This is a genomic window from Microcoleus sp. w2-18bC1, assembly GCF_036700365.1.
Classification (GTDB): domain Bacteria; phylum Cyanobacteriota; class Cyanobacteriia; order Cyanobacteriales; family Microcoleaceae; genus Microcoleus.
In genome coordinates, this window is the sequence record NZ_JAUBOS010000014.1 from 1 (window position 1) to 16,119 (window position 16,119).

Sequence of the window (16,119 nt, forward strand, 5' to 3'; positions counted from 1 at the left end):
GGTCTGACCAGTTTTTTTTCAACAATTCTCTAAAAGCCTCTTGACAAAAGACTTACAGTCTTAACTTGTCACCAATGAGCAATGACTTACCTCACAGCATCATTAACTATGTTGCCAGAACTCAAGAGTATGTCATTTTTAACGACTTGCATAATGAAATCAAAAACCCGAAATCTCCCATCCAAAATCTCAACGATCCCTACATCATTCACCATCAACCCAAATCAGTATTGTGTCTCCCTATCCAACATCAAGGAAAAGCGATCGGCATCTTCTACCTAGAAAATAACCTAGCGACAGGTGCATTTACTCCCGACAGATTGGCAGTATTAAAACTTTTATCCTCGCAAGCCGCCATCTCCATAGAAAATGCCCAACTGTATGCCAGCTTAGAAGCAAAAGTAGAAGAACGCACTCAAGAATTATCACAAGCTTTAAGCAATCTCGAAGCCACCCAAGAAGGATTGATTCAATCAGAAAAAATGGCAGCTTTAGGACAACTTGTGGCCGGAGTTGCCCACGAAGTTAACACTCCCCTGGGTGCAATTCGCTCGTCGGCAGGAAATGTTTCTAAGTTCTTAAATCAAACTTTAGAACAGTTGCCCGCACTTTTTCAATCTCTATCCCCAGAAGAAGCACAGAATTTCTTGAGTTTACTTCAGCGTTCCCTCCAACAAGAAGCAAGCTTATCAACCAAAGAAGAACGCAAATTGAAGAGAGCTTTGAGAAGCCAACTCGAAGAATTAGAGATTTATAGTGCTGATACCGTAGCCGATCGCCTAGTGATCATGGGGGTTTATAATGAAATTGATACCTTTGTCCCTTTGTTCCAAAGATCGGATAGTTTACATCTCCTAGAAATCGCCTACAAAATTTCTGAATTAAAAAGAGGTATTGCTACTATCAGTACAGCTACAGATAGAGCATCAAAAGTAGTTTTTGCATTAAAAACTTATGCCCGCTACGAACAGTCGGGCGAAAAAATAGTAGCAAGTATTATAGAAGGTATTGAAACAATCTTAACCTTGTATCAAAATCTACTAAAACAGGGAGTTGAGGTCATCAAAAACTATGCCGACATCCCGCCGATACTGTGCTATCCCGACGAGCTAAATCAAGTTTGGACGAATTTAATTCACAATGCTTTGCAAGCCATGGATTATCGAGGCACGTTAACAATTGAGTTAACGGCTCAAGATGACCAGGCTAAGATTACCATTAGTGACAGCGGCAAAGGGATACCAGAAGAGATAAAAGGGAAAATATTTGACCCGTTTTTTACTACTAAGCCCGCAGGAGAAGGCAGCGGATTAGGACTAGATATTGTCAAGAAGATTGTTGACAAACATCAGGGAAAAATTGAAGTGGAATCAATTCCGGGCAAAACTACATTTAATGTTTTCCTGCCAATGAGCAGTGTATAAGCAGGTGAAGGATCTCGCCAACGATGTAAAGCAGTAAGTAGGTCGGGTTTTACTTGGTTACACCTCACATCTTGCACCATTGTCAATAAACCTTTTATGAACAGGCTTTCCGACCTGTTCCACACAAAAATTTATCTCTTGTGGAACAGCCCGGAAAGCCTGTTCTTGAGAATGGTGCAATATCTCAGTTACACCCAACCTGCAATCTACCCAACTGGGAGGATTTTAAGAGTTAAAGTGTTTTGAGTCCCCTAACTCCGATTCAACAGGAAACAGATGTAAAACAGCAGTACGATGCGTTATGCTCAGCTAAGCTGCTACGCAGATAATTTTCTTGGTTGCGGCTACTGGGGAGAGCAAGAGGATTTGGCGAGCCGTTGACTTGTGACATCTTAAGATAAGATGGGGTCTACTAATACAGTTTCCTACTTTTGCTACTTTTGCTACTAATAACAATTTAAAAGGGAAAAAATAGATGTCTAAACCAGTTATTTTGTGCGTTGACGATGAGAGAATGGTATTAGACAGTCTCAGGACGCAGCTAGCAGCAGAATTTGGCAATGCCTACACTTACGAAGGAGCAGAAGATGCTGAGGAGGCTTTAGATGTAATTAGCGAATTTTCTGACGAACAAACCCACGTTATTCTGATTATTTCGGATTGGTTAATGCCCGGTATTAAGGGAGATGAGCTACTAATTCGCATCCACAAGGAATACCCGCATGTTATTAAGATTCTGCTGACTGGTCAAGCGGATGAAGTAGCAATAGAAAGAGCAAAAAAAATGGCTAACCTTCATTGTTGCTTATCTAAACCTTGGTTGGAATCCGATTTGCTAGAAACTATTAAATCTGGTTTATCTAAACTATGAGCCAACAGGTAATTATCTGTGTTGATGATGAGAAAACTGTACTCAGGAGCCTCAAAGCAGAACTGCAAGAGGCTGTTGGCAATGATTATATAATCGAAATTGCTGAAGGTGGGCAAGAGGCATTAGAGTTAATTGAAGAATTGCTAGAGGATGGGGATGAAATTCCTTTAATTATTTCCGACCACATTATGCCTGATATGAAGGGAGATGAGCTGTTGAAACAGGCTCATATAATTTCGCCTAAAACTATAAAAATTATGCTGACAGGACAAGCAGATATTGGGGCGATCGCCAATGCTATCAACTCTGCAAACTTATATCGTTATATTACCAAACCTTGGCAAGCTGAAGACTTGAAATTGACCATTAGAGAAGCGCTAAATAGTTATATTCAAGATAAACAACTGGCACAACAAAATGCCCAACTCCAGCAAATAAATCAGGAGTTTGCCGAGTTAAACAGCCAGCAAACCGTACTCATTGCTAAACTACACGACAACGAAAATCGGTTGACACAGTTTTTGGAAGCAATGCCGATTGGTGTGGGTGTATTGGATGCGGACGGCCAACCTTACTACATCAATCGGAAAGCAAAAGAGATATTTGGTAAAGGAGTTGTGCCGGATACCAGTTCCAAGCAATTGTCAGAGGTTTATCAACTCTATCAAGCAGGTACAAATCAAAAATACCCTACGGAGAATTTGCCCATCGTGCGCGCGTTGAAGGGGGAAAGTGCTACGGCTGACGATGCAGAAGTTCATCAAGACGCCAAGATTATTCCCTTAGAGATATTCGCTACTCCCATCTACGATCAACAAGGAAATATTGTTTATGCTATCAACACTCTTCAAGATATTACGGAACGTAAAGAAGCTGAGGCAGAACGCAAAAAGTTTATTGAGGATCTCTTTGAAGTCAATTGCAATTTGGAAATTTCACTGGAGGCAGAATTAGAAATTGCGGAGGCGACAAGTCGCTTTGTACCCAATGAGTTTTTAGCTTTTTTGGGATGTGATAGTATTGTTGATATTAAATTGGGAGAAGCGGTGGAGTTGGAAATGTCAGTTTTGTTTTCTGACATCCGCGATTTCACTACTCTCTCGGAAAAGATGACACCGGAAGAGAATTTCAAATTTATCAATTCTTATCTGAGTCGAATGGAACCGCTGATTGTGGAAAATCAGGGGTTTATTGATAAGTATATTGGTGATGCAATTATGGCGTTGTTTAGCGAGGGGGCGGATGATGCTTTGAAAGCGGGAATTGCAATGCTGCATACTCTTGCTGAATACAATCGAGATCGTGCTTCTCTGGGTTATGTGCCAGTTGAGATTGGGGTGGGAATTAATACTGGTTCTTTGATTCTGGGTATAGTGGGCGGCAAAAGCCGGATGGACGGTACTGTGATTAGCGATGCGGTTAATTTGGCTTCTCGGATTGAAAGTTTGACGAAGAATTACGGGGTGTCGCTGTTAATTACTCAGCAGACTTTCGATCGCTTGACAAATCCTGCTGATTATGCAATTCGGGTAATTGATAAGGTTCAGGTTAAGGGTAAGTCTGAATGGGTGACTGTTTATGAAGTTTTTGATGCGGATTGGCCGGAAGTTAAAGCGGGGAAGTTAGCGACTCTGCAACTATTTACTGAGGCTTTGTCTTTGTACAATATGAAGAATTTTAGGGAAGCTGCGGGACTTTTTGCGGATTGTTTGGGTCAAAATCCGGGGGATAAGGTGGCTCGAATTTATTGGGAAAGGTGTCAGTAGTTAGTTGGCAGTTGGTAGTTGTTAGTTGGCAGTTGGCACTTGTCAGTTGTCAGTTGTTATTAGTTGTTAGTCATTAGTCATTAGTTATTAGTCATTGGTTAGGGATCGAGCGTCATCAGTCAACAGTCATCAGTCAACAGCCAACAGTCACAAATAAACAATAACCAATGACTAATGACTGCTGACTAAGGTTGTTCGATCGGCAATTCTATGATAAACTCGGCTCCGTGGCCGAGTGCAGACACGCAGCTCAGTTTGCCACCGTGTTCTTGGACCACTTTGTAGGAAATTGACAGACCCAAACCGGTGCCTTTGTCGGCGGGTTTTGTGGTAAAAAAAGCCTCGAATAACTGCTGGGAAACTTCTTCTGGCATACCGGGGCCGTTGTCAGAAATCCTAATTACAGCATGGGAGTTTTGGACTTCTGTCCTAATTTTAATTTTGCTGCGGTTAGCTTTGACTTCGGCAACTGAACGCCCTTCGTTGTATTCCTCGATCGCGTCGATCGCATTTCCGATCAAATTCATAAATACCTGATTGATTTTCCCAGCATAACACTCAACCAAAGGCAAATTTCCATAGTCCTTAATTACCGCAATTTCGGGATAGTTACCTCTGGCTTTCAGGCGACTTTGCAGAATCAGCAACGTTCCTTCAATCCCTTCGTGCAGGTTAACTTTGCTCATTTGAGAATCGTCTTTGCGAGAGAAATTTCTGAGAGATCGCACGATTTCCCGAATGCGATCGGCCCCAACCTGCATCGAAGACATCGCTTTCGGCAAATCTTCTAGCAGAAACTCTAATTCGATATCCTTAATTTTATTTTGAATTGCTGCCGGCGGCTGCGGGCATTGCTGCTGGTACATATCGAGCAAATTCAGCAAATCTTCCGTGTAGTGGCCGACGTGAACGAGATTGCCACAAACGCTGCTAACGGGATTGTTAATTTCGTGAGCAACACCGGCTACCATTTGACCGAGAGTAGACATTTTCTCAGTGTGAATCAATTGAGCTTGAGTTTGCTGCAATTCGTGCAAAGTATTTTCGAGTTGAAGTTTTTGTTGGGTTAACTCTGTTTGCGATCGCCGCAAAGCTTCTTCACTGCGTTTCTGCTCGGAAATGTCAGTAATTAACCCTTCCAAAGCTATCAATTCTCCCGAGTCGGAAAAAACTCCCAAACCTTGCTCCCAAACCCATTTTAATTCGCCATTTTTAGCAGTAATTCGGTAATTTAGCTGATAGGGTCGATTTTCTTGCAAAGCAACTTGCACAGCATTCCACAAATTCTCGCGATCGTCCGGGTGAGTCAATTCCGATATAGAAACTTGCCGAGTGCCGATAAATTCTTCAGGAGAATAGCCGGCTAACTGATAGCAACCTTCGCTGACAAACTCCATACTGCGATCGGCATCGTTGCGAAAACGGTAGGCCATTCCCGGCAGATTGCTCATCAGCGTCGCCAATGCCCGCTGGCTTTCCCGTAGGGCTTCTTCGGCGTGTTTGCGATCGGTAATATCCGTCATCACCGCCAGCATACAGAGTTCGCCGTCCAAATTAATCAACTCTGCTGACAGCAAACATACCACCACCGATCCCGACTTCATCTGAAACTCGCATTCCTGATTGCGAACAACACCTTGTTCGTGCAAACTTCGCCTAAAATTAAGTCTGTCTTCAGGCCTTACCCAAATATTTAACCCCGGTACTGTATTCCAGGTCGTTTCTTCTAAATCGTAACCAGTCATCGACAAGAAACTATCATTAACTTCAATAAAACGACCCTCAGCAAAAGTAGTAATAATCATCGGATCTGGACTCGATCGAAAAGCCTTAGAAAACTTTTCTTCCGATAAGCTCAACTTTTTAATAGCCTCTTCCAACTGACTTGTCCGCTCTTTAACCCGGCATTCCAATACCTCATTAGCCTGCTTCAATGCTTCCTCAGCCTGCACCCGATAAGTGATATCGCGCACCACGCCTTGCAGCCCAATTTTGCCGCCGATATCCATAGAAGTTAGCAGCACTTCCGCCGGAAACTCAGAACCATCCAAACGACGGTGCCGCCAGTCAAAACGGCAATTTCCCGATCGCAGAGCCGTATTAATTCGCTCTTGAGAAAGATTCCTAGAATCTTGTCCATCCGGTTGCAACGGCGGGCTGAACTCCGAAGGATGCTTGCCGCAAAACTCCGACTCAGTGCTGCATCCAAATAAGTTTAAAGTAGCCGGATTGCAATCCAAAAAACCCTCTTCATCTAGCAGCATTACCGCATCAGTCGTCGATTCGTACAAAGTGCGAAACTTTTTTTCCGACGCCTGCAAAGAAGCAATCAACTGCATCTTTTCCTCAGCCGCCCGCTTTTGCTCAGTAATATCCTGCATTACTTGAGAAAAGCCCTGCAACTTTCCCCTTTCATCGCGCAAAGGAGTAACAATAATATTCGCCCAAAATCGCGATCCGTCTTTGCGAAGCCGCCAGCCTTCATTTTCGTATCGACCTTCTGCCACCGCCAGGATTAATTTTTCTTTGTGCTTGCCGATTTCAAGATCTTCTTTAGTGAAAAAACACTCCGAATTATTGCCGGCTATTTCATGAGATCTGTATCCCAAAATGCGTTCTGCACCAGAATTCCAGCTAGCTACATACCCATCAGGATCTAACATGAATATAGCGTAATCCTTAACGCCTTCAATTATTAAGCGCAGGCGTTCTTCGCTTTCTCGAAGTGCAGATTCTGCTTGCTTTCGCTGGGTAATATCTTCTACAAAACCTTCGTAATAGAGCAATTTTCCTGCTTCATCGCAGACAGCGCGCGCATTCTCAGCGATCCAAATTATTGTTCCGTCCCGCCGATAAATCTGCGACTCAAAATCCGATACGATGCCCTGTTCTTGCAAAGCAGAAACAAACTGATCGCGCCGATCGGGATTGACGTAAAGCTGATCGCTGATATCAGTCAGACAGCCCATTAATTCTTCGGCGGAATTATATCCGTAGATGCGAGCCAAAGCTGGGTTAGCGCTGATGTAGCGACCGGATTGGGTTGTTTGAAAAATACCCGACACAGCATTTTCAAACATACTATAATATTTTGCTTCCATTTGGTGCAGTGCCTCCGCGACATTCAGGCATTCTATCGTTTTATTTCCTAATTTTTGATTTCCCACTTGTGAATACCCTGCTCTTGTGTGTGAGTTGAATATTTTTGGTCTACCGCCTGTTAAATTTGAGCCGTTATTTAGGCTGAAAGATGGTGTATCGCAGCCGGAGACGAGTGTGTTTATTCATCTGTCCTACTGGACTGTTAGTTATTAGTGATAGTTGCGGAAAGTTTAGCTAATCCCGTATTTATTTGATGCTTGACTGGCTGTCACGATCGCATTGGCACATCGATCGGCTTGCGGTGCAGGTGTTCGAGCAAAACCCGCTCCTTGAAATCTCCCTGAATATATTAGCAGTTGAATACCCTGAAATAAGTTAGTAGCAAGGATGTTCTTACAATAAAAGGCAGCGACTTCTACAACCGCAAGATCCTATTTTTAGGATTTGGGTGAGAGTACGACGATCGACTCTTACCCAATACCACAAACCCGCCTGCAAGAGCTAAACGCTCGCTGTCCTTGCTGTCAATCGATTTGAGATTTGAGATTTGAGATTAAAGAATTGACTCCACAGATGAATCTTTGGCTCCCTAATGTCTAAAATTTTTTGGTCTCCACAACTCCTGTCGGAAACTTTTATCGGTCTTTGGCTGCTCTGAGTTAGTGTTAAGTATTATTGCTGATAGATAATACAGCAGACTGCTAGCAGTTGTACGATTTGGGGTTTCTATGTAAAGTTGGCACAACAATAGGGTAATTGTTGTATCAAAAAATTCATATTCTGCTACTGCGGGCGGAAAAATTCTGTAGCGGTGCTGGCATTTGAGCAAAAATCGGGGCCCGATCGCGCAAAATTTGATCGGCAAGTCTGGTAAAATCCCGATCGATTCTCGGTTTGGCCGCAAAGCTCGATCGGGCTAAATTTGAATAAAAACTAATAAATGACAGATTCTCCTCTCCTAGCAACGCCAGAGTTATCCCCTGCTTCCACCCAGACGGCAGATTCTCCTGTGTGGTCAGCCCTCCTGCAACAACTATTAGACAGACAATCTCTCTCACGCGCCCAAGCAGCCGACTTGATGCAGGGATGGCTAGCAGAAGCTATTCCCCCCGTCCTCTCAGGAGCAATTTTAGCGGCCATCCAAGCCAAAGGCATCTGGGCCCAAGAATTGGTAGGAATGGCTCAGGTATTGCATTCTCAGTCGCTTGCATGCGAGTCGGAGAGCGTTTTCAATCCCAAATCCTCAATCTCCAATCTCAAATTAATTGATACTTGCGGCACCGGCGGCGACGGCGCATCCACGTTTAACATTTCCACTGCTGTAGCTTTTGTGGCCGCCGCCGGCAAAGTTCGAGTCGCCAAACACGGAAATCGATCGGCATCAAGCAAAGTGGGTTCTGCTGACGTGTTGGAAGCACTCGGAGTCAACCTCAACGCCGATCCGGCGAAGGTAAAAGCTGCCGTAGACGAAGTAGGCATCACCTTTTTATTTGCCCCTGGGTGGCATCCCGCACTTAAGGCTGTAGCGTCGCTCCGGCGCACTTTGAAGGTTCGGACTATTTTTAACCTATTAGGGCCCCTGGTCAATCCTATGCGCCCTACAGGGCAGGTAATTGGGGTGTTCGATCCTAGTCTGGTATCAACTATTGCTCAAGCTTTGGGCGAGTTGGGGACTGAGTTAGCTGTAGTCGTTCACGGCAGAGAAAAATTGGACGAGGCGGGGTTGGGTGATGTGACTGATTTGGCAGTTTTGTCGGGTGGTCAAGTGGAACTCACTACTTTAGACCCCCAAAAGGTAGGATTGACACCAAGTGCGATCGGCTCGTTAAAAGGCGGAAATGTTGAGGAAAACGCCGAGATTTTGCGGAACGTTTTGCAAGGCAAAGGTACGTCCCCACAAATGGATGTTGTAGCTTTGAATGCGTCTTTGGCTTTGCAGGTTGGAGGTGCAATTCCTATGGGTTCTCACGCAGCAGGAGTTTCTATGGCTAAGGACATTTTATTGAGCGGTGAATCTTGGTTGAAGTTGCAGCAGTTGATTGAGTTTTTGAAATGAAGGAAGTTCGGCAACGGATTTTGTAACGGATGTAACGGATGTAACGGATGGAAGAAGGATGAAGGAAAAAGGAAAAAGGAAGAAGGAAGAAGGAATTTTTGGTTTTAAGTGACCAAGAGTAAAAATTATTTAATTCTAAATTTTTCTTTACTTCTTCCCTCGGACTTCTTCGTTTTTTTTAAGAGCGCGATCGAAATTCAATGACATCTTGCTTAATAGTCACATCTTTATTACCAAAAAAGTCGTGACCCAACAGTCCGATATCTAGGGATGGCGAGACGGCCACAACCACATTGTTAACTGCCAGACCACCTGCTTCCATAGAAGTCAGGCGACCGAGGGGAAAAGTAGCCACTCCGTTGGGAGTTTGTGCTTTTACTGTTCCCTGGAGAACAACGCCCAAGGCTTTAGCCATTGCTGGTGTAATTACTGTGCCACTAGCTCCAGAATCTACCATCATCTCGAACTTTTGTTTGCCGTTAAACGTGACTTCTATGACGGGGATATTAGCCTCTCGGCGTTTGATTTTTGCCTGAAACACTCCCGACTTTGCCGCCGCCGAAGTGGTGGGAGTCAATTCTTTGGGGAGAAAACCGCAGACTGATTGGCTGAGGTTGATGGTTCGGCCTGACGAGCTCCGCATGAAGCATCCCTCACTTTCTTGAGCCACTGCTCGCGAGGAGTTGGCAACATTCCCTACTAAAATTGAACTGCTCAGGGAAATAACTGTTGTTACAACCAGTAACGGTTTGCACTGTTTTTGAGAGTTCAGTAGATGCTTGTATAAGTTTGAGAGTAAAGGCAAGGGAGATTTACTAGCCATAGTTTCGTTAAACGCTGTAGCTCGATCGTAACAGCGACAACTGCCTTTTGGTATAGATATAGAATTTTCGCCCGCCTCCTAAGCTGCTGGCTGATAAATTGCTGGCGCGGGGGGAGATGGAGAATTTGCACTTATTGCTGCTTTTTGATTACCTGTGGCATAAGTGCCTCCGGCATCGGGCCTCCGGCATAAGTGCCTTGCTTTTCCGAACCCTTGCACAAATTAAAATAATATCTGTATATTGCCGACTAGCATCAAATCCCTGGCAGTGGTAAGAATTAAACCAAACGAAAGTAATTAAGGATGCCATGTCACTTTCAACTGCACAACCCGCTCTCCTAGTCCTGGCTGACGGTACTGCTTACCGCGGCTGGTCCTTTGGCGCTGACGCCACCGTCGTTGGCGAGGTAGTATTTAATACGGGAATGACGGGCTACCAAGAAGTATTGACCGATCCCAGCTATTGCGGTCAAATTGTAACTTTTACTTATCCAGAATTGGGCAATACCGGGGTAAATCTCGAAGACGAAGAATCCTCGCGCCCGCAAATTCGGGGTGCGATCGCCCGGAACGTATGCAGCCGCCCCAGCAACTGGCGCTGCTCGCAATCTCTGCAAGACTACCTAAAACAGTACGATATCCCCGGAATTTACGGGATCGACACCCGCGCCCTGACTCGCAAAATTCGCACGGTGGGAGCGATCAACGGTGGCATTTCGACCACGATTCTCGACCAGGCAGAGCTTTTGGAGCTAGTACAAGACGCCCCCAGCATGGACGGGCTGAATCTAGTCCAGGAAGTCACCACCCGCAAGGTTTACGAGTGGTCTGAAGCCACGAACTCGGTTTGGGAGTTCAGTCCTACAGTCAAACCTGCTAACGGCAAAATGTGGACGGTGGTAGCGCTAGACTTTGGGATCAAGCGCAACATCCTGCGGCGTCTGGCGAGTTACGGGTGTCGGGTCATCGTTGTCCCCGCTGACACGTCGCCGGAGGAAATCCTCAAATACAACCCGGACGGCATTTTTCTGTCCAACGGCCCCGGAGATCCGGCGGCGGTAACGGAAGGGATCGCTACTGCGAAAGCTTTGTTAAAGTCGGACAAACCCGTATTCGGCATCTGCATGGGACACCAAATTTTGGGACTTTCCTTGGGTGCAGAAACTTTTAAACTTAAGTTCGGCCATCGGGGATTGAATCATCCAGCGGGTTTAACCGAGCAAGTAGAAATTACTAGCCAAAATCACGGTTTTGCGATCGACCCCGATTCCCTAACCCCCGAAGTAGAGATTACTCATCTCAATTTGAACGATCGCACCGTAGCCGGATTGAAGCATAAAACTCTGCCACTGTTCTCAGTGCAGTACCACCCAGAAGCCAGTCCGGGCCCGCACGACGCCGATTATTTATTCGATCGATTCGTGCAGTCAATGCGAGACAATCAGAAAGTAGCCAGCAGTAAGTAGTCCTTAGTCAGCAGTCATTAGTCAGTAGTCATCAGAGGCTGTTTATGTCGATCGCTTCTGACTAATGACCAATGACTAATGACTAATGACTAAAAAACTGTAGACAAAAGACCAAAAAACTCCTATAATGAAGCCTCGACTTTAAGCCATATCTAGCTAGGAGGGTGTCATTCCTGAGTCATTGACCCTGACCGTTAGCCTCAGAGGCACTCGCGAAGTCAAGAATAACTATCAGTTATTTCGCTTGACTGGCCTGCTGGACGCTTTTTCTGAGGCCACTTTTCGGAAGGTAATAAGCAAATGTATTGACGAGGGCCCAAAACACGTAATTTTGGACTTGTCTCAGATAGACTTTGTGGATAGTTCAGGCTTGGGCGCACTTGTGCAACTTGTCAAAAAAGCCCAAACCTTGGAAGGGACATTGCAAATTGTCTCAAATCCCCGCGTAACTCAGACTGTTAAACTGGTTCGCTTAGAGAAATTTTTGTCTTTGCAGCCTTCGGTTGATGAGGCGGTAAAAAACGTCAAGGATGCTTGACGCCAAAGTGAGTTAAATTAGCTATCCGGTTCTCAACGCTGGATAGCAAATTTTTATTTTTGTGCTGGTAAAACAATACCGATTTTCCCAGAAGGTGCGACACGCGCCAGCCGCTATTTCTCCGATGCTTAGAGTTTCGGTGGATGGGCAGTAAAATATGTGTGGCAAACACGCGGAAAAATGGTATAAAAATTAGAGCATCCCGATTTGGTAAAAAGCCTTTTTTAGGAGTGCGATCGTCGCGCCAAGCTTTGCCTATATATCTCGCTTCGTGCTCTGAGAGCGAACAGTCCTGTAAAAGCTATAATTGCGGAAGTGACGAAAGACGAAATAAGTAAGTAACTAGAAAAACCAAGCTGTGCGGAAGTTTTATTTAAAAAAGTATGTCGCCGATCGCAGATGACGGACTCAAACTGAGTCTGACGGATATCAGTTTAAATCGAGTGCATCCTGCGAGGGCTACACCAGCAGAAATAGAAAGAATTTCGCCTGCAGCCTGGGCATATTTGGGAGATGCAGTGTACGAACTCTACGTTCGGAGTTCGTACTTAGTGCCACCCAAAAGATTGCAAGCTTATCACGAATTGGTGGTGGGGCAAGTACGAGCCGAAACTCAAGCGCGTCACTTGCGATCGCTCTCTCCTTACTTGAACAGTACAGAATTAGCAATTGTCAAGCGCGGCCGCAATGCTGCAGCGGGCCGTTCTAAGCGAGCAGATCCAGAGATATACCAACAAGCCAGCAGCTTAGAAACTTTGATCGGATATTTGTATCTCACCGATCCCGAAAGATTGACCGAACTTCTGGCACTTTTAGATATTGAGACTTAAAGGATTTAGCAGTTAAGAGTTGCGAATGAGGAGGGATTAATTAACCATCCTTGCACGGCCAACATAAAACCTCAAAAATCTTGATGGGCAAAACAGGATTTATCAGTTATTAACTAGCAATTTGAACACAGCAAAATCCTTGCTCCCTCCCTAGAATATCTAAAATCTCAAAGCCCCAAGATTGCTCCCTCAATCAATAATCTCAAATCTACAATCTACAATCGACTAGCCTTCAGCCAAAACGTTTTGACTACAAGAAACCAATGAGAAAATTTACCAGACCCAACTCCTCGCGATCGAATTCCGACAGCAAGCCATTCAAAAGCGAAGGCCGCCGTCAGGACTCACAACCATCCTCTCCCCGCTTTGAACGCAAGCCCCGTCCCGATACTCGCGGAGTAGACGCGCCTCAAAAGCGATCGACCTTCGCCCCGCAATCGCGAGAAATGCCCGTGAGAGCAATTTTCAAACGGAGAGTCGATGCCGACAGCCAACCGGAAATTCGCAGAAATAATCATTTCAAAGACAGAGACAGCAGTCCGCAGGAATCCAGGGGCAATTATTACCAAGACAGAGACAGCAGCCCCCAGCCGGCCCGCAACAGTTTCCGAGACAGAGACAGAGATAGCAGCCCGCAGCCGGCCCGCAACAGTTTCCGAGACAGAGATAGAGACAGAGACAGCAGCCCCCAGCCGGCCCGCAACAATTTCCGAGACAGAGACAGAGACAGCAGCCCACAGCGGGCCCGCAATAATTTCCGAGACAGAGACAGCAGCCCACAGGAATCCAGGGGCAATTATTACAAAGACAGAGACAAAGACAATAGCCCGCAGGAATTCCGGGGCAACCATTTCAGAGACAGGGACAAAGACAGAGACACTCGCCCTGTTGACACTGCCTCAAATACAGTCGTGCAACCAGACGCAGACACAGACGACATGATTTACGGTCGCCATGCGGTACAAGCAGCTTTAGAAACAAACCAAGTCCTCAACCGGATCTGGGTTGTTCCGCACCTGCGCTACGATCCCCGCTTTCATAGCTTGCTAACCGAAGCAAAAGCCAACGGCAGCATTATTGACGAAGTTGACGATTTGCGCCTCGACTACATCACGCGCAAAGCAAACCACCAAGGCGTAGCCGCCCAAGTATCAGCTTACGAATACCTGGATTTGAGCGAACTGATCGCAAAGGCTAAGTCGGCTTGCGAAGATCCAGTAATTGTGGTGGCAGAAGGACTCAACGACCCGCACAATCTAGGGGCGATCATTCGCACCGCAGAAGCATTGGGATCTCAGGGCATGGTGATTCCCCAGCGGCGGGCTGTTGGGATTACCTCGGCAGTGAGAAAAGTGGCAGCAGGGGCATTGGAAAGCCTGCCCGTGGCGAGGGTTGTCAATCTTAACCGGGCGCTGGAAGAACTCAAAGAGGCTGGATTCTGGATTTATGGCACTGCAGCAGGCGTCGGTCAATCTATAGAGACAGTCAAGTTCTCCGGGCCCACTGTTTTAGTGGTGGGTGGTGAAGCTGACGGTTTGAGCCTTTTGATACAGCGCGGATGTGACGGATTAGTTTCAATTCCTTTAAGGGGCCATACTCCTAGCCTGAATGTCTCGGTAGCAACGGGGATGGCTTTATACGAAATTTACCGTCAGCGTGGGCCCAAAAAGTTTCACGTACACGGATCGTAAAGGTGGTTGAAAAAAAGAGCACAACAGAGTAGCTTATTGTGAATGCCACCCAGAATGGAGTGGCATTAGACCTTGAACAAGTAAGGATAGCCGATCGACTGTCGTTACTTGTTCATGCGAAAGTAGAAGGGGCATAGCTCCTACGTTCAAACAAGAATTCGACACCCATCTATTTAGATATATTTAAATAGGTTTGGATCGGTTCTTGGCAGCAGTCAGCCACGTGTAAATAACAAAAGCCTAGGCGTGTTCGCAGCACCCAGAAAACACCGTCAAATACATTAGAAAAGCAGATGAAAGAATTCTTGATTAGCTTGCTCAACTTTTTCGGATTGGCTTGGTGGGTTGAAGTTAAAACTTCAGCGCCGCGGTGCATTTACTATTTTGGCCCGTTCTTAACCGATGGAGAGGCGGAAGCTGCAAAAGCAGGATATGTAGAAGACATAGAAAATGAGGGGGCAGAAGGTGTTAGTGTTTCTATTCACCGCTGCAAACCAATTACTTTGACGGTTGCAGAAGATTTGGGAAAGCTTGGTGATGGAGGGCTGTGGCCGGTTTTGAGCGGTCAGTAGAAACAGGGGAGTTTTAAGTTTTGAGAGGCCTACGCTTCCCTCGCAACGCTGTGCGGTTTTGAGTTGTGAGTTGTAACTTCAAAACAGTTGACTGTTGGGTGATAAATTGCTTCTGACACACTCAAAACTCAACACTCGCAATTGCCAACTGCTTCGGGATGACTCTCAATCCAGCGATCGATGTCTGCGATTACCTGATCGGGAATTTCCCAAGGAAACAAGTGGGCTGTATTGGGATAGCACTGCCACTGACAGTCGTGCAGATGGCGGGCGGTTTCTAGACTGGATGCTGAGGTGATGTGCCGATCGGCCTCTCCGGCCAACACCAAGCTGGGACATTGAATGTCGCTAAGGTGCAGCAGTCGATCGTATCCAGCCCTCAGAGCGGTATTTAAAGCCTTGGTGGCCGTTTTGGAAGTCTTGAGGTAGGCGGGGGTACCTGCCTGTGCTAAGTAGCGGTAAGGGGTGGCGTTATGCTGCTGTATCAAGTAGCGAAAGAGCGATCGCCTCGCAAAAGTATCAATATTCCACTGCCAACCGGGTATCACCCAATTGATAATTCCCGCTAAACCCGTGTAAAGGTTATCTTGCCAAGAGATGGGAGGGTGACTTCCTCGCGGTTTGGCTGCGGATGCGAGTAGAATCAAACCTGTAACTCGCTGGGGATATTTCATGGCTAATTCCATCGCTAAAATCCCTCCCAAAGACCATCCGATCACCAAACACCGATCGACTCCTAATCTGTCTAATAGTGCTTCTAAATCCACCAGATGATCGGTCATTTCAAAGAAAGTTGAGGTGCGACTGTTGCCGTAGCCGCGCAAGTCTGGGGCGATCGTCTGGAAGCGTTTTGATAAGTGTTCTGTGAATACCGACATACAATCGCCGGAACCTGGATGGCCGTGCAAGCAAAGAATCGGAAATCCCTTACCTTCGACGGAAACACTGAGTTGTTGATGCGGCATTTTTTAACTGCTTGG

Annotated in this window: 12 protein-coding genes; 9 read left to right on the forward strand and 3 right to left on the reverse strand. The window is 45.9% G+C overall.

Features of this window, described 5'->3' with window-relative positions:
* Positions 1–74: 74 nt before the first annotated feature.
* The 3 genes from QT979_RS10705 (at position 75) to QT979_RS10715 (ending at position 4,061) form a co-directional block, all read left to right on the forward strand.
* A complete protein-coding gene (locus QT979_RS10705; RefSeq protein WP_333309750.1) occupies positions 75–1,424 on the forward strand; it encodes an ATP-binding protein in 1,350 nt (449 codons plus the stop codon).
* Between the two features lie 475 nt (positions 1,425–1,899).
* The gene (locus QT979_RS10710) at positions 1,900–2,295 is read left to right on the forward strand and encodes a response regulator (RefSeq protein WP_333209186.1); all 396 of its coding nucleotides are present in this window, start codon (positions 1,900–1,902) and stop codon (positions 2,293–2,295) included.
* Positions 2,292–4,061, forward strand: coding sequence for an adenylate/guanylate cyclase domain-containing protein (locus tag QT979_RS10715; protein ID WP_333309753.1), 1,770 nt, complete (start codon positions 2,292–2,294; stop codon positions 4,059–4,061). Before QT979_RS10710 ends, QT979_RS10715 begins: the two co-directional genes overlap by 4 nt.
* 185 nt (positions 4,062–4,246) lie before the next feature.
* On the opposite strand, the gene QT979_RS10720 is transcribed toward QT979_RS10715, so the two are convergent.
* On the reverse strand, positions 4,247–7,228 hold the full coding sequence (locus tag QT979_RS10720) for a PAS domain S-box protein (protein ID WP_333309756.1): 2,982 nt from the start codon (positions 7,226–7,228) through the stop codon (positions 4,247–4,249).
* 875 nt (positions 7,229–8,103) lie between these two features.
* On the opposite strand from QT979_RS10720, the gene trpD reads away from it, so the two are divergent.
* Positions 8,104–9,219, forward strand: coding sequence for an anthranilate phosphoribosyltransferase (gene trpD / locus QT979_RS10725; protein WP_333309758.1), 1,116 nt, complete (start codon positions 8,104–8,106; stop codon positions 9,217–9,219).
* Between the two features lie 178 nt (positions 9,220–9,397).
* Here trpD and QT979_RS10730 read toward each other — a convergent pair whose 3' ends face one another.
* Complete coding sequence (locus QT979_RS10730) at positions 9,398–10,042, reverse strand: retropepsin-like aspartic protease (RefSeq protein ID WP_333309761.1); 645 nt, start codon at positions 10,040–10,042, stop codon at positions 9,398–9,400.
* A gap of 308 nt (positions 10,043–10,350) precedes the next feature.
* Here QT979_RS10730 and carA point away from each other — a divergent pair, with 308 nt between their 5' ends.
* The 5 genes from carA to QT979_RS10755 all read left to right on the forward strand — a co-directional run bounded on the left by carA (position 10,351) and on the right by QT979_RS10755 (position 15,139).
* A complete protein-coding gene (carA, locus tag QT979_RS10735; RefSeq protein WP_333309764.1) occupies positions 10,351–11,508 on the forward strand; it encodes a glutamine-hydrolyzing carbamoyl-phosphate synthase small subunit in 1,158 nt (385 codons plus the stop codon).
* Positions 11,509–11,689: 181 nt separating this feature from the next.
* Positions 11,690–12,046 carry an STAS domain-containing protein gene (locus tag QT979_RS10740; protein WP_333037230.1) on the forward strand — a complete coding sequence of 119 codons (357 nt, stop codon included), beginning with the start codon at positions 11,690–11,692 and terminating at the stop codon, positions 12,044–12,046.
* 383 nt (positions 12,047–12,429) lie between these two features.
* Entirely contained in the window at positions 12,430–12,876 is a 447-nt protein-coding gene (locus QT979_RS10745) for a ribonuclease III domain-containing protein (RefSeq protein ID WP_333159833.1), read from the forward strand.
* Between the two features lie 263 nt (positions 12,877–13,139).
* The gene (gene rlmB, locus QT979_RS10750) at positions 13,140–14,567 is read left to right on the forward strand and encodes a 23S rRNA (guanosine(2251)-2'-O)-methyltransferase RlmB (RefSeq protein WP_333309767.1); all 1,428 of its coding nucleotides are present in this window, start codon (positions 13,140–13,142) and stop codon (positions 14,565–14,567) included.
* A gap of 293 nt (positions 14,568–14,860) precedes the next feature.
* Positions 14,861–15,139, forward strand: coding sequence for a DUF1816 domain-containing protein (locus tag QT979_RS10755; RefSeq protein ID WP_333037226.1), 279 nt, complete (start codon positions 14,861–14,863; stop codon positions 15,137–15,139).
* A 128-nt stretch (positions 15,140–15,267) separates the two neighbouring features.
* Here the strand turns inward: QT979_RS10755 and QT979_RS10760 are convergent, their stop codons facing one another.
* Entirely contained in the window at positions 15,268–16,104 is an 837-nt protein-coding gene (locus QT979_RS10760; protein ID WP_333309771.1) for an alpha/beta hydrolase, read from the reverse strand.
* Between the last annotated feature and the right edge of the window lie 15 nt (positions 16,105–16,119).

Excerpts from the sequence above, each read along its gene's own strand:
- QT979_RS10705 (WP_333309750.1), top strand. The coding sequence starts at position 75 with ATGAGCAATGACTTACCTCACAGCATCATTAACTATGTTGCCAGAACT.
- QT979_RS10710 (WP_333209186.1), top strand. The coding sequence starts at position 1,900 with ATGTCTAAACCAGTTATTTTGTGCGTTGACGATGAGAGAATGGTATTA.
- QT979_RS10715 (WP_333309753.1), top strand. The coding sequence starts at position 2,292 with ATGAGCCAACAGGTAATTATCTGTGTTGATGATGAGAAAACTGTACTC.
- trpD (WP_333309758.1), top strand. The coding sequence starts at position 8,104 with ATGACAGATTCTCCTCTCCTAGCAACGCCAGAGTTATCCCCTGCTTCC.
- QT979_RS10730 (WP_333309761.1), bottom strand. The coding sequence starts at position 10,042 with ATGGCTAGTAAATCTCCCTTGCCTTTACTCTCAAACTTATACAAGCAT.
- carA (WP_333309764.1), top strand. The coding sequence starts at position 10,351 with ATGTCACTTTCAACTGCACAACCCGCTCTCCTAGTCCTGGCTGACGGT.
- QT979_RS10745 (WP_333159833.1), top strand. The coding sequence starts at position 12,430 with ATGTCGCCGATCGCAGATGACGGACTCAAACTGAGTCTGACGGATATC.
- rlmB (WP_333309767.1), top strand. The coding sequence starts at position 13,140 with ATGAGAAAATTTACCAGACCCAACTCCTCGCGATCGAATTCCGACAGC.
- QT979_RS10755 (WP_333037226.1), top strand. The coding sequence starts at position 14,861 with ATGAAAGAATTCTTGATTAGCTTGCTCAACTTTTTCGGATTGGCTTGG.
- QT979_RS10760 (WP_333309771.1), bottom strand. The coding sequence starts at position 16,104 with ATGCCGCATCAACAACTCAGTGTTTCCGTCGAAGGTAAGGGATTTCCG.